Source organism: Neisseria sp. HMSC058F07 (assembly GCF_001810035.1).
In the GTDB taxonomy this organism is placed as follows: domain Bacteria; phylum Pseudomonadota; class Gammaproteobacteria; order Burkholderiales; family Neisseriaceae; genus Neisseria; species Neisseria perflava.
The window spans coordinates 233733-248716 of the sequence record NZ_KV799671.1; the positions used below are offsets into that span (position 1 = coordinate 233733).

Here is a 14984-nt window from a genome sequence, read left to right on the forward strand (position 1 = left end):
AAGGCCGTCTGAATGTTCAGACGGCCTTTTCCATTATCTTATGCCTTAAGATGAATATTGAACCGAATCGCTACCGCTTTTCTTTTGAATAAATTCAATTTTGTAGCCATCTGGATCTTCAACAAACGCAATCACAGTCGTGCCGTGTTTCATCGGGCCGGCTTCGCGTACCACTTTACCTCCCATTTCTTTGACACGCTCGCACGCCGCGTAAGCATCATCGACTTCAATCGCGATATGGCCATAAGCATCGCCCAAATCGTAAGACTCGGTATCCCAGTTGTGGGTCAGTTCCAAAACAGTATGGTCCGCTTCATCGCCATAACCGACAAAAGCCAAAGTAAAACGGCCTTCGGGATAATCGCGGCGGCGCAGCAGTTGCATGTTCAATACGTTTTGATAGAAATCCAAAGAGCGTTCGAGATTGCCGACACGCAGCATAGTATGAAGCAAGCGCATGATTTTGTTCCTTTCTGAATTATGTTTGGTCATGGATTATAACACATCGGGCATTTACCCTCCCCAACTTAGAAAATGCTGATACTTAAACCTTGTGAAAATGAAGCGTATCCCTATCGCCAGTTGAATTTAATTTATTAACAAGCACACCGACTGACTAAATTGCTATAATCGCCACACTTACAACACAACACTTCAAACCGTCATGAAAACCTTTGTTCTTCCAGATACCCGCCCTTATCCGCAGAGCCCTATCAAAAACTACCTTCTGCTCAATGCCTATCAGCTGGCGCACAACTCCTCCTCCGCATCGCGCAAGCTTTCGGCCGGCCAACTGCAAACCGAAATCCGCACCATGCTCAGCCAAAACCATTACATCAACCTTTCATTGGCAATGACCATGGCGCCCGATGTCGGCACTTACACCAGCCTGATTCAAAGCGTAGGCGAAGTCCTGAAGGCAGAAAACGATAACGAAGCCCAATGGTTTGCCCTGCCTGTCGTTTTGGTCGCCGGTTGCAAAAAAGAACAAACCCTGCCGCTTACGCTGCCTACCGAAGCACTCTTCGCCTGCCTGCAAAACTACCCCAACCTGCGTACCCTCACGCAAAACACGCAATGGCTGCCTTACCTCGTCCAATCTACCGACTTGAGCAGCGTTACCCCGGGCGAGTGGTTCCAAGCCAAGCAAAACGATGAAGCGGCAGGCGCATTCCTGCAAAAATTCGAATACAAACCATTGACGCTGCCCGAAGGTCAATCCGTCCATGTTGTTTACGCGCTGGGCTACGGCAATAAAGACATTCAGACTGCCTTGGGCCTTAACCTGCAACAGGCAGGCCTGCCATTGATGCAGGTTTGGCAAGAGCATCTCGCCCTCGACGGCGTTACCCTCTTTACCAACCCGCTCTCGCCCAATACGCCGCTTGACGCGCTTACCGACGGCAGCCACACCCGCCAACGCATGGCCATGGACGTTTTTGCCACCAACGCCATCCGCGCCATCCGTATGCAAAGCCCGCGCGTCGGCGTTGTTGCCGCAGCGAAAGCGGACGGCAAGCTCCAGTTCAGCTTCAACGCGACAGACAGCGCGTTTGAAATCGTTCCGCAGACCTTCACTTGGGAGCTTGCATCAACCGACAATATCGCCATCGTTCAGCAAAACTTCCTCGACCTGATGGCCGAATGCCGAATCGAGCACCTCTACCTGCTGCACAACCCATTGGGCGAAAACGAGAACATCCCTACTTATGCCCAAGCGTTGAAACTAGAAGGCCATAATCCTTTCTTCAGCAATGTAAACTAAATTGAAAATGCAACACGCCAAGGCCGTCTGAAAACGGTTTAGCGTGTTGCATTGATTTTCAAACCTTACCGCTCATTTTCACGCATATGAAAACCCACAAAATCCTTTTCGTCTGCCTCGGCAACATCTGCCGCTCCCCTATGGCCGAATACGTCCTGCGCCACCGCGCCCGCAAAGCAGGCATGGGCAATGCCGTCATTACAGCCAGCGCAGGCACGTCAGGTTGGCACGACGGGGAAAACATGCACGAAGGCACGCGCCGTGTACTCAAACAACACGGCATCGACCCGTCAGGCTTTACCAGCAGCAAAATCAAACCCAGCGATGCCGAACATTTCGACTACATCATCGTGATGGACGACAACAACCTCAGAGAAACCGAAAAGCAGCTCGGCTTCCACCCCGGCAAAATCTTCAAACTGACCGACCTTATCCCCGATTCAGGTTACAACCACGTTCCTGATCCGTGGTACACGGGCGACTTTGACGAAACCTACCGTCTGGTCGATGCCGGCAGTTTTGCCTTGTTGGAAAAACTGAAACAGGCTTAAACCGACTTTAATAATAAAAGGCCGTCTGAACAGGTATTTGCAAAAGCCATGCTTTCGTGATTACCTGTTCAGACGGCCCTATTGATTACTGCAATCAACCTACACGATAAAACGCCAGGCTGCCCAATAAATTCGGCAGATGTTTAACCTGTCGGTTGCCCGTCATGACCGCACGCTCAAGCACGCGGATTTTGTTTTTGGCACACAGCAAATCAAAGTCTTTGAGGGTACACCAATGGATATTGGGCGTATCGTACCAATGATACGGCATCCGCTCGGAAACCGGCATATGGCCGCCAATGGCGATTTGAAAGCGGTTGCGCCAGTAGCCGAAGTTAGGGAAGCTGACAATAGCCTGCTTGGCCACGCGCATCAGGCAGCGCAGGATTTTTTCCGTGTTCTGCATCGCCTGAATGGTTTGGCTCAAGACAATCACATCAAAGCTTTGATCGCCAAAAGCCACCAAACCTTCTTCCAAATCGGCTTGAATGACGTTCACACCGCGGGATATGGCGGCAATCACGCTGTCGGTATCGATTTCAACACCGTAGCCGGTGCAATTTTTATGTTCCACCAACGCAGCCAACAGCTCGCCGTCGCCGCAGCCTAAATCGAGTACGCGGCTGCCTTCGGGTATCCAATCGTAAATGAGTTGCAAATCGTCGCGCAGATTCATTTTTGGCAGTCCTTGTAAACGTTGTTCATATAAGCGGCAACCGCGCGGATATAGGCTTCGTCTTCCATCAAGAACGCATCGTGGCCGTGATTGGATTTGACTTCAATGTACTGCACGGATTTTTGCGCGGCGATTAATGCCTTGACCAATTCATGCGAACGTTGCGGCGAAAAGCGCCAGTCGGTGCTGAAGCTGGCAACAAAAAACTTGGCCTGCACATTCTCCACAGCGCGCGTGAGGTTGTGGCCGTAATCGGCGGCCGGGTCGAAGTAGTCAAGCGCCTTGGTCATCAGCAGATAAGTGTTGGCATCAAAGCGGCCGACAAACTTGTCGCCTTGATAGCGAAGATAAGATTCCACTTCAAACTCAACGCCGTAACCATACTGATAACCGTCTGATTTTAAATCGCGGCCGAATTTTTTACCCAAGCCGTCTTCGGCAAGATAAGTGATGTGTCCCATCATGCGCGCGATACGCAAACCGCGTGAAGGAACGGTATGATGGCTGCGGTAATTGCCTTCGTGGAAATCGGGATCGGTCAAAATCGCCTGGCGGGCAACATCGTTAAACGCGATGTTTTGAGTGGAAAGTTTAGGCGCAGAAGCGATGACGAGCGCATGAGCAACGCGTTCAGGCAAAGAAATCGTCCATTGCAATGCCTGCATGCCGCCTAAGCTGCCGCCGACAATGGCCGCCCATTTTTGAATGCCGAGATAATCGGCAAGCATGGATTGGGACTTCACCCAGTCTTTGACGGTTACAACGGGGAAATCCGCGCCATATTCGCGACCGGTTTCAGGATTTTCGGATAAAGGGCCGGTACTGCCGTCGCAGCCGCCCAAGTTGTTCAAACCGACAACGAAAAAGCGTTCGGTATCGATAGGTTTGCCGGGGCCGACCATATTGTCCCACCAACCGGCGTATTTATCCTCCACGCTGTGCTTGCCGGCAACGTGATGATTGCCTGACAGGGCGTGGCAGATAAGAACGGCGTTGCTTTTGTCTGCGTTGAGCGTGCCGTAGGTTTCAATCATCAGGTCGAAACGAGGTAAGGTTTTGCCGTTTTCCAGAGCAAGCGGTGTGTCAAACGGGATTTTCTGGGGCGTTACAATGCCCACTGAGGCATTTGTTGTCATTTGTAATTTCCAAGTGAAGCGGCAAAAGGGGTATTATAACGTTTCGTCTTTGTTTTGTGCATGAGGCTTCAGACGGCCTGCCCTGATTAAAGGCAATATTTTTGGGAGAATGTGGAATGATAGGCAGGCTTTTGCGATTTTTTTTCTTTTGCGCCATAGCGGCATTGATTGTGAACCGTTTGTTCAGCCGTAAACAAAAGCGCACCATTCGTGAAATCGCCAAAATCAGCGCATGGGTATTGCTGGGCGCGGCGACCGCTACGCTGTTTTGGTATCTGATGATGCTGTTTTTCAAGCATATTCCTAATTCTTATTGAAATAAAATATAAAAGGCCGTCTGAAAACCTTAATCCAACGTTTTCAGACGGCCTTTTGATGTCCAAATTTAAAACAGCTCTTCCGGAATCTTGCAAACCGGAATCGGGTTGACTTTGTGCTGCATGGCTTTGTGCAATCGGGTATAGATTGTCAAAACTTCGCGCTGTCTGCCTTCAAAATCTTCAGGCTTGTGGCTGTTGTACACGCTCATCGCCCATTCGAGTTCGGGATAAGATGCGCCCATTTGCTCTTCATCGGTACGCTCGATATCCCAAAGGCCGTCTGTCGGCACGGCTTTTTGAATGTCTTCCGATACGTCTAGCTCGGCTGCCAAAGCGTACACCTGAGTTTTGGTTAAATCGGCAATCGGGCTGATGTCCACGCCGCCGTCGCCGTATTTGGTGAAGAAACCGACGCCGAAATCTTCAATTTTGTTGCCCGTTCCCGCCACCAGCAAACCATGCAGCTGGCCGTAATAATAAAGCGTCGTCATGCGAAGGCGGCTGCGTGCATTGGCAAGTGCCAGCTGTTTGTTGGGAAATTCGGTTTCGCTGACATCAACGGTATCGGCAAACGTATCGAACGCCGGAGTCAAATCAACACTTTGCGCTTTTACGTTAGGATAACGCTTTTTCAGACGGCCCATGTGTTCTTGAGCGCGGTTGACTTGGTCAGATTTCTGACGAATCGGCATTTCCAACAACAAAACCGACAAACCGGTTTGCGCGGCAAGGGTGGAAACCACGGCAGAATCGATGCCGCCGGATATGCCGACGACAAAACCTTTGGCAAGCGCCTGCTCGGCGTAATCTTTGAGCCATTGAACAATATGGCGGATGATGGCTTGGGTTTGCATAGGGATAAATGTTCGCTTCAAATAAAACGAATGATAGCCTGATTTGCACTTGTCTGAAAGACGACAGGGTATAATACCCTTTTTATTTCTTGCACACACACCATGTCCAAACCCATCCTTCTGCGCTGGCTCGTCGTCTGCCTGATTCCGCTCGCCACCCTTTTGTGGTTTGCCCTCAACCCGCCCGAAGACAAAACGCAACACCTCATCAACGGCATCATCCTTGCCTGCGAAGCCACGTTCCTATTCAAGTTCGTCCTTTTTGACGTCATCAAACACCACCTCAAACAAGAGCCCGAATTGAAACGGCAAAGCATTTGGATGTTTATCCCGATTATTTTGCTGATTGTTTATTTATTCCACTATTTCGGCGCATTCTGATGTTTTCAGACGGCCTTGGGCATATTTTTCCATGAACACCACCCCACCTTATACCTGCTGGATTTTCTGCAACGTCATCGACAACTTCGGCGACATCGGCGTTTCATGGCGGCTGGCGCGTGTTTTGCAACGCGAACTCGGCTGGCAAGTGCATTTGTGGACAGACGACTTTCCGTCCCTTCAGGCACTCTGCCCTGACTTGGCCTCGATTCCCAATATCCATCAAGGCATCGGCATTCACGCTTGGCAAGCCGACTACGCCGAAGATACCGATACAGCCCCTACCCCCGACATTGTCATCGAAACCTTCGCCTGCGAACTGCCCGACAACGTTCAAACCATCATCCGCCAACACCAACCGCTTTGGCTCAACTGGGAATACCTCAGCGCGGAAGACAGCAACGAGAGGCTGCACTTAATGCCCTCGCCCCAGGCCGGCGGCATACAGAAATACTTTTGGTTTATGGGTTTCAGCGAAAAAAGCGGCGGCCTGCTGCGCGAACGCGATTACGCCGAATCGGCCGGATTTGATACGGAAGCCTTACGCCGACAACTCAAACTTCCCGCAAAAAACGCGTCCGAGTGGCTGCTTTTCGGCTATCAAAGCGATATTTGGGCAAAATGGCTGACTATGTGGCAACAGGCCGGCCAACCCATTACCCTGCTGCTTGCAGGTACACAAATCATCGCCAGTCTGAAAAACAGCGACCTAGTACCGCAAAATGCCCTGCTTGAAGACGGCGATGTGTATCAGAGCGAACACATTACCCTGATCAAAATCCCTTTTGTCCCCCAACAGGATTTCGACAAACTGCTCAACCTTGCCGACGGCGCTATCATACGCGGCGAAGACAGCTTTGTTCGCGCCCAGCTTGCCGGAAAGCCTTTCTTTTGGCACATCTATCCGCAAGAAGAAAATATCCATCTCGACAAACTGCACGCTTTTTGGGACAAAGCGCATCAGGTTTATCCGGATGTTGTCGCCACGGCACACTACCGCCTTTCCGACGAACTCAACAACGGTGATGCACTCAGCGACAGCCAGCGCCTGCAGGCATGGCAAACCCTGACTGCACACCAAAATGAATGGCGGCAAAGCGCGGCAAAATGGCGGGATGGACTTTTTGCTCAAAAAAGTGCCGTTGAAAAACTTGCCGCCTTTATTTCAAAGCACAAAAAAATACGCTAAAATAGCGCGTTTTATTACAACCGATTTGATTGGAAAACTACAATGAAAACAGCACAAGAACTGCGCGCCGGCAACGTATTCATGGTCGGCAACGATCCTATGGTCGTTCAAAAAACCGAATACATCAAAGGCGGCCGCTCTTCCGCCAAAGTCAGCATGAAACTGAAAAACCTGCTGACCGGTGCCGCTTCTGAAACCATTTACAAAGCCGACGACAAATTCGACGTCGTTATCCTGTCCCGCAAAAACTGTACTTACAGCTACTTTGCCGATCCTATGTACGTCTTCATGGACGAAGAATTCAACCAATACGAAATCGAAGCCGACAACATCGGCGACGCGTTGAAATTCATCGTTGACGGTATGGAAGACCAATGCGAAGTTACTTTCTACGAAGGCAACCCAATCTCCGTAGAATTGCCTACCATCATCGTTCGCGAAGTTGAATACACCGAGCCTGCCGTTAAAGGCGATACCTCCGGTAAAGTGATGAAAACCGCGCGTCTGGTCGGCGGCACTGAAATCCAAGTGATGTCTTATATCGAAAACGGTGACAAAATCGAAATCGATACCCGTACCGGCGAATTCCGCAAACGTGCTTAATCAGCCCGTAACACAAAAAGGCCGTCTGAATATTCAGACGGCCTTTTGATCAATCTACCTTATTGTTTCTTCAAGCCCTTGGCTGCAACAGTCGCAATCGTACCGTCAATGCCTTTGCTCTTAATCAGCTCGCCAAATTGGTTGCGGTATACCGTTACCAAGCTGGTACCGTCCACGCGGATATTGTAAATCTTATACGCACCGCCACTTTGGTAAAGCTGGTAGGCCACTTCATACTTGGTGCCTTTTTTGGTCTGAATTTCCGAGAAAACGTCAAACTTATTGCCGTTTGCCGTCATCTTCGGCAACAGGCGTACATTCGCATCCGCCGCACCAATCAGTGCAGAATGCGAGTACATCGCAATCACCATGTCTTTGAATGCACGGATAAAATCAGTTTTCTGTTTGGCAGAAAATTCACGCCATGGCGCGCCGACAGCCAAAGCCGAAATACGTTCATAATCCAAATAACGGTTGGCATACTGCTCAACCTGTTTCACACGTTGCGCTTCTGTCAAAGAAGTATTGCGTGCAATTTTCAGCACAGCATCAATATTCTGCTGCATCTGCTTTTGCGCAGGATGCGTTTCCGCCGCCACATAGGGCGCGGCAATCACCATCGGCGCGGCCACAATCAAAGTCTGAAGAAAACGGTTCATGACGATATCCATCCAAAATAAAACCGCATTTTAAAAACAATCTATTCCAAAAAACTTAATTCTTTGTAAAAGCAGTCATGAGCAATGAAAAATCCTGCAATCAAATTTCAGACGGCCTGATAAAAATAAGATAACATGTGAACACTATTTTAAAAGGAAAAAGCCATGCCCTACGTCAACATCAAAGTAACCGGCGGCAACGAAGCCCCGAGTGCGGAACAAAAAGCCGAATTAATTCGCGGCGTCACCGAATTACTCTCACGCGTTCTCAACAAAAATCCCGAGACGACCGTCGTCGTCATCGACGAAATCAATATGGACAACTGGGGCATAGGCGGTAAAAGCGTGACGGTTCGCCGTGCTGAAGCGCGCAATAAGTAAGCTTTGGACGTCTGAAGCTCTTTTAATTTACCCACAAAAAGAGTACATTTATCCCATTGTTAACAATTTTACGGAACACACATCATGGAGAAATTCCCTAAATCATCCAAACTGGATCACGTTTGCTACGATATTCGCGGCCCAGTTCACAAAAAAGCCCTGCAACTGGAAGAAGAAGGCAACAAAATCCTCAAGCTCAATATCGGCAATCCGGCTCCGTTTGGCTTTGAAGCGCCTGACGAAATTTTGGTTGACGTCATCCGCAACCTGCCGACTTCGCAAGGCTATTGCGACTCCAAAGGCCTTTACTCCGCACGCAAAGCCATCGTCCACTACTACCAAACCAAAGGACTGCTCGACGTTACCGTCAACGATGTTTACATCGGCAACGGCGTGTCCGAGCTGATCACCATGTCCATGCAGGCATTGCTCAACGACGGCGATGAAATCCTGATTCCCGCACCGGACTATCCTTTGTGGACCGCCGCCGCAACACTGGCAGGCGGTACCGTCCGCCATTATCTATGCGACGAAGAAAACAACTGGTTCCCCAACCTGGCCGATATGGAAGCCAAAATTACACCGAAAACCAAAGCCATAGTCATCATCAACCCCAACAACCCTACCGGCGCGGTGTACAGCAAAGAAATCCTGCTGGAAATCGCCGAACTGGCGCGTAAACACGGCCTGATTATTTTTGCCGACGAAATTTACGACAAAATCCTCTACGACGACGCCGTACACCACCATATCGCCGCACTTGCCCCCGACCTCCTGACCGTTACATTCAACGGTCTCTCGAAAGCCTACCGCGTTGCCGGATTCCGTCAAGGCTGGATGATACTCAACGGCCCGAAACATCATGCAAAAGGCTATATCGAAGGCTTGGACATGCTCTCGTCTATGCGCCTTTGTGCCACCACACCCATGCAGCACGCCATTCAGACGGCCTTGGGCGGATACCAAAGCATCAACGAATTCCTCCTCCCCGGCGGCCGCCTGCTCGAGCAACGCAACAAAGCATGGGAACTGGTCAACCAGATTCCGGGCATATCCTGCGTCAAACCCATGGGCGCATTGTATATGTTCCCCAAAATCGATACCGAAATGTACAGCATCCATGACGACATGAAATTCATCTACGACTTACTCGTACGTGAAAAAGTCTTGTTCGTCCAAGGCACAGGCTTCAACTGGATACGCCCCGACCACTTCCGTATCGTTACCCTGCCGCCCGTTCATCAAATCGAAGAAGCCATGGACAAACTCAAACGCTTCTTGCAAAACTACCATCAATAAACCTAAACAAAGAGGCCGTCTGAAAAAGCAAACCGCTGTTCAAACGGCCTTTTTAATCAAACAGCAACTTGGCAAAGCCTGCTGACATGCGTATAATCGACCTTACCTATCTGGGGGCGATCTTGGTTTCGACGGGGGTTGCAAAGCAGATGCGGGCATACCGGGGTCTCAGATTTCCCGTTAAACACTGAATTTAAATAGTCGCAAACGACGAAACTTACGCACTGGCCGCTTAAGGCCTGCCGTTGCAGCAGTTGGTCAATGGGCTGTGTAGCGCAAGCTACCGCAACGTCATTCTACATTGACTGGTTTTCTGTCGGGTTACTTGGCAGGAAACGAGATTTAAGGTAACTGGTTCTCTGAAGGCCTGTTGGTCGGCATGATGAGGACGAGATTCTAAATAGACACAACTAAGTATGTAGAACGCTCTGTAGAGGACTTTCGGACGGGGGTTCGATTCCCCCCGCCTCCACCATACCCTATTTTCAGCAGTATCCTGTAATACGCATAAAGCCTTGAGCCATAACGGTTTCAAGGCTTTTTTATTACCTTGAATATGCTGGCGTATGCTTGAGTTTTCGCAATTTATAGGGTAACTTTTAGGGTAACTTTTCATGAGTTACCCAAAAAAACAAGCCCGGAAAGTGGGCAAATTAGCCCTATTTTTTGAAACAAGTTACCCCAAAAGTCCATAAAACCAATTATTAACAATGGCTTAATAAGTTTTTAAAAGTTACCCCAAACTGGATTAAAAATGCCTAAACAGACGCTGCCACTTACCGATAGCCAATGCAAAAAACTACAACCGCCGAATCAATTATCAGACGGCGGCGGGTTATATCTTCAAGCAAGGGGAAACGGCAAATACTGGCGTTTTCGTTACTACCGTCCAAGCGACAACAAACGCGATGAAATGCGACTGGGTGTCTATCCTGAAATCAGCTTAAAAGAAGCAAGAGAAAAACGCGAAGAATTGCGCGGACTGATAGCAAAAGGGATAGACCCCAAGCTACACCAGCAAGACAAAGCACAGAGGCAGGCAGAGCAGCTAAAAAACACATTTGAGGCTATTGCGCGCAAATGGCACAGCGACCAAGTAGCAAAGCCGAATAAATGGAAGCCCGACCATGCACAAAGAGTTATCCGCAGCCTTGAGCTTCATATTTTCCCTGATCTTGCAACACGCAAAATAGACGAAATCATGCCGCTTGAGGTTTTAGGACTGTTACAGAGGCTGGAATCGGCAGGGAAATATGACACGGCACAAAAAATTTATGACGTAGTAAATCAAGTTTTCAAATATGCCGTGAAACTTCGCTTGAGCCTGTTCAATCCCGCCGCCGAATTGCGGGGAGAGCTGGCAAAGGTGGAACAGAAACATTACCGCTTCATTAAAGACCCGCAAAGGATAGGCGAGATGTTACAGGCTTTTGACGGTTACACTGGCTTTCCGCAAACACGCGCCCTATTACAGCTTTCCCCTTATGTATTTGCCCGCCCTTCCGAATTGCGTTTATTGCGCTGGTGTGAAATTGATTGGGAGGATCAGCAATACTATAAAGACGGCGTAAACATGAAGAACAAGATAGACCATATTGTCCCCTTGAGCCGCCAAGCCTTAGCAATACTGGACGGCTTGAAACCTGTAACGGGGCATTATGAATATGTATTTTGTAACACCAGCAAAAAACAGCCCTTGAGCGAGGGAGCAATACGAAAAGCATTAGACCGTCTAGGATTCTTGGAAGAAACCACACAGCACGGCTTTAGGCATACAGCCAGCACGATATTGAATGAGATGGGCTATAACGCCGATTGGGTAGAGCGACAACTAGCCCACAAAGACCCCAACACGACAAGGGCAGCCTATAACCATGCGGAATATTTAGAACAGCGCGCCGATATGGTTCAAAAATGGGCTGATTATCTTGATGAATTGAAAGCACATTCAGGCATATTGCAGGAAACGGCAGAATAAACTATCATCTTAAGCATTACGAAAGAAAACCATGCGGATATTTAGAAACCAGTGGATAACGAAATTTGCCAAGAAGCACAAAATCAGCGATTCCGAGCTGATAGAAGCGGTAGAGCGGGCAGATAAAGGAGTGATAGACGCAGATTTAGGCGGCGGCGTTATCAAGCAACGCATAGCAAGACAAGGACAAGGCAGAAGCGGCGGTTATCGTAGTCTGATATTTTTCAGACGTGGGGAACGGGCGTTTTTCATGACTGCCTTTGCCAAGAATGACCGCGAAAACATCACGAACAAAGAACTTGCAGAATTAAAGAAAGCCGCCACCATCATCTTGGCAATGACGGAAACCGACATAGAACAAGCCAAATCAAACGGCACTTTCACGGAGATACAGCCATGAAATACAAAAGCGAGATTTTCGCAGCAATACATGAAACCATGCAGGGATTGCACGACATTGGCATTATCGACAAAAAAACCATGCGCGATTTTGACAAATCATGCCTGACCGAAATCAAACCATTGAGCGGCGACGACATCAAGGCAATTAGAGAGCGTGAAGCATTATCTCAAGCCGCTTTTGCCATGTATCTAAACATCGGTAAAAACCAAGTTTCCGAATGGGAGCGGGGTATTAAAAAGCCGAGCGGCGCAGCTTTGAAGCTGCTTACCATCGTCAAGAACAAGGGAATTGAGGCGATTGCCTAAAAATACGTCTGAAAATATCCGCTTCAAGTTATCGGGGAAATTTAAGGCTAACATAATGAGAACATGGGAAGAATTAGAAAATTTGGCTTGGCAGGCTAGTAGCTTTTCAGCACCAGCTACAAGCAGACTGTTAGCAGCGTTAAAGCGATTGTTGCAGAACAGGACGCATGAGCAAATTGAATATGCTATTAGATTGATTGATGAAAACATCGAATATTATTTTCAAGAGGAAGAAGATACAGCCATTCGTGAACTAAAAGAAGCCCTTCACTTTGATGATAGTCTGCATGATTTGTTCGAGTGGGATTATTCAGATGGAGAGGTAAATTGTTATCCAACACATCGAGCTATCGAATATATCCAAGAGACATCATACTTAGAAACAGAGGAAAACACTGAAGATTATGAAGCACTACTAGGGTATGTTGAGAGATATGGGATAGATGATGAAGATGATGATCTTCCAAATGTAAAAGAGTTTGAATTAGTCGCAGTTTTAGCTTTAAAGCATTTTGAAAATGCTATGAGTGGGTTTTACCCACAAACTATTGAAGATGAAGCAAGTGATATAGATTTTCCAATCCCTCTTCAAGAATGGAAAGAGTTTCGTAGAAAAAATGCAGTGAGCGATTTATTGAGGGCATGGAACATTTTAAGGATTGCTGAATATGATTTTATGAGCAGTCAGAGAGATGAGGAACTGAAGAAACTTATAAAAGAAGTAAAAGAAAATGCAATTTCGGAAAACGCTAAAAGAGCAGGAAAAGCCAAGCAAAGCCCTTATGAAAAAGCAGGAACGATAGCAGCCGTAAATCAGTTATTGGAGGAAAGAAAGGGAAAGTTAAATCAAAGAGGAGGAAAAGCTGAATTAATCAGCCTGATTATCCGTAAAATTAATAACGGTGAAATCCCCGCCCCTGATGTTCCAACAGAAAGAACGGTTGTAGAGTGGATAAAAAAATTTGAGCAAAACATGAAATCAACTAGCTGACTTCATGAAATCAACACGCTATTTCATGAAATCAACACGCTACTGCCTAAACAGCCGCCCATTGAGGCGGCTATATTTGTGCCTATCGAAACGCCAGCAATCCGCAGGCGTGATTAACCAAACGGAGGCAATAAATGCACATTATCAATATCGACAGCTTACCTGATACCGCGCAATTAACTATTGCAGAACTTGAGACCAGCCAAGCGAAAGGACGGCGCGGAATCACTCGCTTGAGCAGCAGCCAAATTAGACGACTGGAGGCAGCAGGACAATTCCCGCAATCACGCCAAATCACAGGCACGCGCAGCCGCTTTTATGTAGCAGGAGAAGTGAAGAAATGGCTTACAGAACAGGCAAGCTAATGAAAGGAGAACAGGAGTTTTCGGACCAATACGCGCCCGCGCGCGCGATGATAACTCAAGACCTGATTTTTGAAAAATAAAACCGCCTGAACGGCCATTCAGACGGCAGAAAGAAGAGTAGATTATGAAATTTGATTGTATCAATAACAAGCCCAAAACGCCAAGCCAAAAAGAGCGAGTTTTAGCCCGATTGAGAAAAGGGAGCGTTACATCATGGGAGTTGGCACAGATGGGCATACTTGGCTATAACTCACGCATTATGGAGCTTCGCAGAGCGGGGCATGAAATCATAACCGTGATGGAAGATGTAAAAAACCAATTCGGGGAGACCGTGAAACGCGGGCGGTTTTCTTTGCTGGTGTCGGAAAAGAGTAAGTCATAACGCCATCTAACCCCGTAAAAAACCATTTGACAGATTGAGCTTTGGGAAGCAGAATTAAGTTTCTCTCTTAAATACAGTTAGCCCAAATCAGCAGGGTAAACGCTGATTTTTTATCGCTATTTTCTCTTATGGCGTTTGAAGCCTATTCACAGGTTTTGGACGGCATATCAAAGTTTATGGCGGTGTGTGGTAACGGCAACGTCCACGCCTGACTAACTGCAGGAGAGAGCACCGCCCCCTATTTTGGGCATTTCTCAAATCTCAAACAGTTAGGAGCATTTCAAATGCAATCTTGCACTTCTACCCAAATCCAAACCATTCAAAATCAAGCCCAAACGGTAACTATCCCTTTAGAGCTGGCAAACCGCATCATGGACGCGCTGTACTACGGCGGCGAATTTATCGCCAATACGGGCGCAATCATCGACACCATTTGCGACAACATGGCCGACCATTCCGTCCGCGACACCCCCATAAGTGCGAGCGGAAGCACGGCACGCCTTGCCACAGTCATTCAAACCCTAGTCCCCCATGCGGAAAACTTGGAATCTTTCGATTTGTCATCCGAGCTTGCGGGATACATTCAAACTGACCCCGTCCCAGCGCCCTGACGATTCAGACGGCCTGAAAGAATGGGCTGCTTACAGCGTAACCCACGCCGGTTAAGCCCACCTATTCCCTGAAATTTACCCGCCTTTATGCCGCCTATTTCAGACGGCATAGGGCAAACTTCGCCCTAGTGTTTT

Annotated in this window: 20 protein-coding genes and 1 other RNA gene; 16 read left to right on the top strand and 5 right to left on the bottom strand. The window is 48.2% G+C overall.

Annotated features, from left to right (window positions below):
- Nucleotides 1–45 precede the first annotated feature (45 nt).
- The gene (gloA, locus tag HMPREF2696_RS03260) at nt 46–459 is read right to left on the bottom strand and encodes a lactoylglutathione lyase (protein WP_003685011.1); all 414 of its coding nucleotides are present in this window, start codon (nt 457–459) and stop codon (nt 46–48) included.
- Between the two features lie 205 nt (nt 460–664).
- On the opposite strand from gloA, the gene HMPREF2696_RS03265 reads away from it, so the two are divergent.
- Nucleotides 665–1765, top strand: a complete 1101-nt coding sequence (locus HMPREF2696_RS03265; RefSeq protein WP_003685151.1) for a hypothetical protein — start codon at nt 665–667, stop codon at nt 1763–1765.
- An 86-nt stretch (nt 1766–1851) separates the two neighbouring features.
- On the top strand, nt 1852–2316 hold the full coding sequence (locus HMPREF2696_RS03270) for a low molecular weight protein-tyrosine-phosphatase (protein WP_049344703.1): 465 nt from the start codon (nt 1852–1854) through the stop codon (nt 2314–2316).
- A 94-nt stretch (nt 2317–2410) separates the two neighbouring features.
- Here HMPREF2696_RS03270 and metW read toward each other — a convergent pair whose 3' ends face one another.
- Nucleotides 2411–2992: a methionine biosynthesis protein MetW gene (gene metW, locus HMPREF2696_RS03275; RefSeq protein ID WP_049329691.1), complete on the bottom strand. Its 582-nt coding sequence runs from the start codon at nt 2990–2992 to the stop codon at nt 2411–2413.
- The gene (locus HMPREF2696_RS03280) at nt 2989–4128 is read right to left on the bottom strand and encodes a homoserine O-succinyltransferase MetX (protein ID WP_049336341.1); all 1140 of its coding nucleotides are present in this window, start codon (nt 4126–4128) and stop codon (nt 2989–2991) included. The genes metW and HMPREF2696_RS03280 overlap by 4 nt, the downstream gene beginning before the upstream one ends.
- A gap of 116 nt (nt 4129–4244) precedes the next feature.
- On the opposite strand from HMPREF2696_RS03280, the gene HMPREF2696_RS03285 reads away from it, so the two are divergent.
- Nucleotides 4245–4445: a protein MIGRI gene (locus HMPREF2696_RS03285; RefSeq protein WP_070587794.1), complete on the top strand. Its 201-nt coding sequence runs from the start codon at nt 4245–4247 to the stop codon at nt 4443–4445.
- Between the two features lie 68 nt (nt 4446–4513).
- Here HMPREF2696_RS03285 and nadE read toward each other — a convergent pair whose 3' ends face one another.
- On the bottom strand, nt 4514–5302 hold the full coding sequence (gene nadE / locus HMPREF2696_RS03290; RefSeq protein WP_049336338.1) for an NAD(+) synthase: 789 nt from the start codon (nt 5300–5302) through the stop codon (nt 4514–4516).
- A 102-nt stretch (nt 5303–5404) separates the two neighbouring features.
- Between nadE and HMPREF2696_RS03295 the strand changes: the two genes are divergently transcribed.
- From HMPREF2696_RS03295 to efp, 3 genes are read left to right on the top strand one after another with little or no spacing between them, the layout of a single operon-like run.
- Nucleotides 5405–5683, top strand: a complete 279-nt coding sequence (locus HMPREF2696_RS03295) for a hypothetical protein (protein WP_004519862.1) — start codon at nt 5405–5407, stop codon at nt 5681–5683.
- 31 nt (nt 5684–5714) lie between these two features.
- Entirely contained in the window at nt 5715–6872 is a 1158-nt protein-coding gene (earP, locus tag HMPREF2696_RS03300) for an elongation factor P maturation arginine rhamnosyltransferase EarP (protein WP_070587797.1), read from the top strand.
- A gap of 42 nt (nt 6873–6914) precedes the next feature.
- The gene (efp, locus tag HMPREF2696_RS03305) at nt 6915–7475 is read left to right on the top strand and encodes an elongation factor P (protein WP_002213793.1); all 561 of its coding nucleotides are present in this window, start codon (nt 6915–6917) and stop codon (nt 7473–7475) included.
- Between the two features lie 59 nt (nt 7476–7534).
- On the opposite strand, the gene HMPREF2696_RS03310 is transcribed toward efp, so the two are convergent.
- Nucleotides 7535–8134 carry an MlaC/ttg2D family ABC transporter substrate-binding protein gene (locus tag HMPREF2696_RS03310; protein WP_039862173.1) on the bottom strand — a complete coding sequence of 200 codons (600 nt, stop codon included), beginning with the start codon at nt 8132–8134 and terminating at the stop codon, nt 7535–7537.
- Between the two features lie 165 nt (nt 8135–8299).
- Between HMPREF2696_RS03310 and HMPREF2696_RS03315 the strand changes: the two genes are divergently transcribed.
- The 10 genes from HMPREF2696_RS03315 to HMPREF2696_RS03360 all read left to right on the top strand — a co-directional run bounded on the left by HMPREF2696_RS03315 (nt 8300) and on the right by HMPREF2696_RS03360 (nt 14849).
- Complete coding sequence (locus HMPREF2696_RS03315) at nt 8300–8515, top strand: tautomerase family protein (protein WP_004519865.1); 216 nt, start codon at nt 8300–8302, stop codon at nt 8513–8515.
- Between the two features lie 84 nt (nt 8516–8599).
- The gene (locus tag HMPREF2696_RS03320; protein ID WP_004519866.1) at nt 8600–9814 is read left to right on the top strand and encodes a pyridoxal phosphate-dependent aminotransferase; all 1215 of its coding nucleotides are present in this window, start codon (nt 8600–8602) and stop codon (nt 9812–9814) included.
- A 112-nt stretch (nt 9815–9926) separates the two neighbouring features.
- Nucleotides 9927–10289, top strand: a transfer-messenger RNA (tmRNA) gene (gene ssrA / locus HMPREF2696_RS03325).
- 279 nt (nt 10290–10568) lie between these two features.
- Nucleotides 10569–11792: a tyrosine-type recombinase/integrase gene (locus HMPREF2696_RS03330; RefSeq protein WP_070587800.1), complete on the top strand. Its 1224-nt coding sequence runs from the start codon at nt 10569–10571 to the stop codon at nt 11790–11792.
- A 31-nt stretch (nt 11793–11823) separates the two neighbouring features.
- Complete coding sequence (locus tag HMPREF2696_RS03335) at nt 11824–12192, top strand: type II toxin-antitoxin system RelE/ParE family toxin (RefSeq protein WP_070587801.1); 369 nt, start codon at nt 11824–11826, stop codon at nt 12190–12192.
- On the top strand, nt 12189–12500 hold the full coding sequence (locus HMPREF2696_RS03340) for a helix-turn-helix domain-containing protein (RefSeq protein WP_070587803.1): 312 nt from the start codon (nt 12189–12191) through the stop codon (nt 12498–12500). The genes HMPREF2696_RS03335 and HMPREF2696_RS03340 overlap by 4 nt, the downstream gene beginning before the upstream one ends.
- Nucleotides 12501–12555: 55 nt before the next feature.
- Nucleotides 12556–13491 carry a hypothetical protein gene (locus tag HMPREF2696_RS03345; RefSeq protein WP_070587806.1) on the top strand — a complete coding sequence of 312 codons (936 nt, stop codon included), beginning with the start codon at nt 12556–12558 and terminating at the stop codon, nt 13489–13491.
- Between the two features lie 134 nt (nt 13492–13625).
- Nucleotides 13626–13856, top strand: a complete 231-nt coding sequence (locus HMPREF2696_RS03350) for a helix-turn-helix transcriptional regulator (RefSeq protein ID WP_049344708.1) — start codon at nt 13626–13628, stop codon at nt 13854–13856.
- A gap of 124 nt (nt 13857–13980) precedes the next feature.
- Complete coding sequence (locus tag HMPREF2696_RS03355) at nt 13981–14238, top strand: helix-turn-helix domain-containing protein (protein ID WP_070587808.1); 258 nt, start codon at nt 13981–13983, stop codon at nt 14236–14238.
- A gap of 284 nt (nt 14239–14522) precedes the next feature.
- Nucleotides 14523–14849 (top strand): hypothetical protein, encoded by a 327-nt coding sequence (locus HMPREF2696_RS03360; RefSeq protein WP_070587811.1) that lies wholly within the window; start codon nt 14523–14525, stop codon nt 14847–14849.
- The last annotated feature ends 135 nt before the right edge of the window (nt 14850–14984 follow it).

Bases quoted from the DNA above. Each gene is read 5' to 3' on its own strand.
- HMPREF2696_RS03280 (WP_049336341.1), bottom strand. From the start codon at position 4,128: ATGACAACAAATGCCTCAGTGGGCATTGTAACGCCCCAGAAAATCCCG.
- HMPREF2696_RS03295 (WP_004519862.1), top strand. From the start codon at position 5,405: ATGTCCAAACCCATCCTTCTGCGCTGGCTCGTCGTCTGCCTGATTCCG.
- HMPREF2696_RS03350 (WP_049344708.1), top strand. From the start codon at position 13,626: ATGCACATTATCAATATCGACAGCTTACCTGATACCGCGCAATTAACT.
- gloA (WP_003685011.1), bottom strand. From the start codon at position 459: ATGCGCTTGCTTCATACTATGCTGCGTGTCGGCAATCTCGAACGCTCT.
- HMPREF2696_RS03320 (WP_004519866.1), top strand. From the start codon at position 8,600: ATGGAGAAATTCCCTAAATCATCCAAACTGGATCACGTTTGCTACGAT.
- nadE (WP_049336338.1), bottom strand. From the start codon at position 5,302: ATGCAAACCCAAGCCATCATCCGCCATATTGTTCAATGGCTCAAAGAT.
- HMPREF2696_RS03335 (WP_070587801.1), top strand. From the start codon at position 11,824: ATGCGGATATTTAGAAACCAGTGGATAACGAAATTTGCCAAGAAGCAC.
- HMPREF2696_RS03285 (WP_070587794.1), top strand. From the start codon at position 4,245: ATGATAGGCAGGCTTTTGCGATTTTTTTTCTTTTGCGCCATAGCGGCA.
- HMPREF2696_RS03315 (WP_004519865.1), top strand. From the start codon at position 8,300: ATGCCCTACGTCAACATCAAAGTAACCGGCGGCAACGAAGCCCCGAGT.
- HMPREF2696_RS03355 (WP_070587808.1), top strand. From the start codon at position 13,981: ATGAAATTTGATTGTATCAATAACAAGCCCAAAACGCCAAGCCAAAAA.
- HMPREF2696_RS03330 (WP_070587800.1), top strand. From the start codon at position 10,569: ATGCCTAAACAGACGCTGCCACTTACCGATAGCCAATGCAAAAAACTA.
- efp (WP_002213793.1), top strand. From the start codon at position 6,915: ATGAAAACAGCACAAGAACTGCGCGCCGGCAACGTATTCATGGTCGGC.
- HMPREF2696_RS03340 (WP_070587803.1), top strand. From the start codon at position 12,189: ATGAAATACAAAAGCGAGATTTTCGCAGCAATACATGAAACCATGCAG.
- HMPREF2696_RS03360 (WP_070587811.1), top strand. From the start codon at position 14,523: ATGCAATCTTGCACTTCTACCCAAATCCAAACCATTCAAAATCAAGCC.
- earP (WP_070587797.1), top strand. From the start codon at position 5,715: ATGAACACCACCCCACCTTATACCTGCTGGATTTTCTGCAACGTCATC.
- HMPREF2696_RS03270 (WP_049344703.1), top strand. From the start codon at position 1,852: ATGAAAACCCACAAAATCCTTTTCGTCTGCCTCGGCAACATCTGCCGC.
- HMPREF2696_RS03265 (WP_003685151.1), top strand. From the start codon at position 665: ATGAAAACCTTTGTTCTTCCAGATACCCGCCCTTATCCGCAGAGCCCT.
- metW (WP_049329691.1), bottom strand. From the start codon at position 2,992: ATGAATCTGCGCGACGATTTGCAACTCATTTACGATTGGATACCCGAA.
- HMPREF2696_RS03345 (WP_070587806.1), top strand. From the start codon at position 12,556: ATGAGAACATGGGAAGAATTAGAAAATTTGGCTTGGCAGGCTAGTAGC.
- HMPREF2696_RS03310 (WP_039862173.1), bottom strand. From the start codon at position 8,134: ATGAACCGTTTTCTTCAGACTTTGATTGTGGCCGCGCCGATGGTGATT.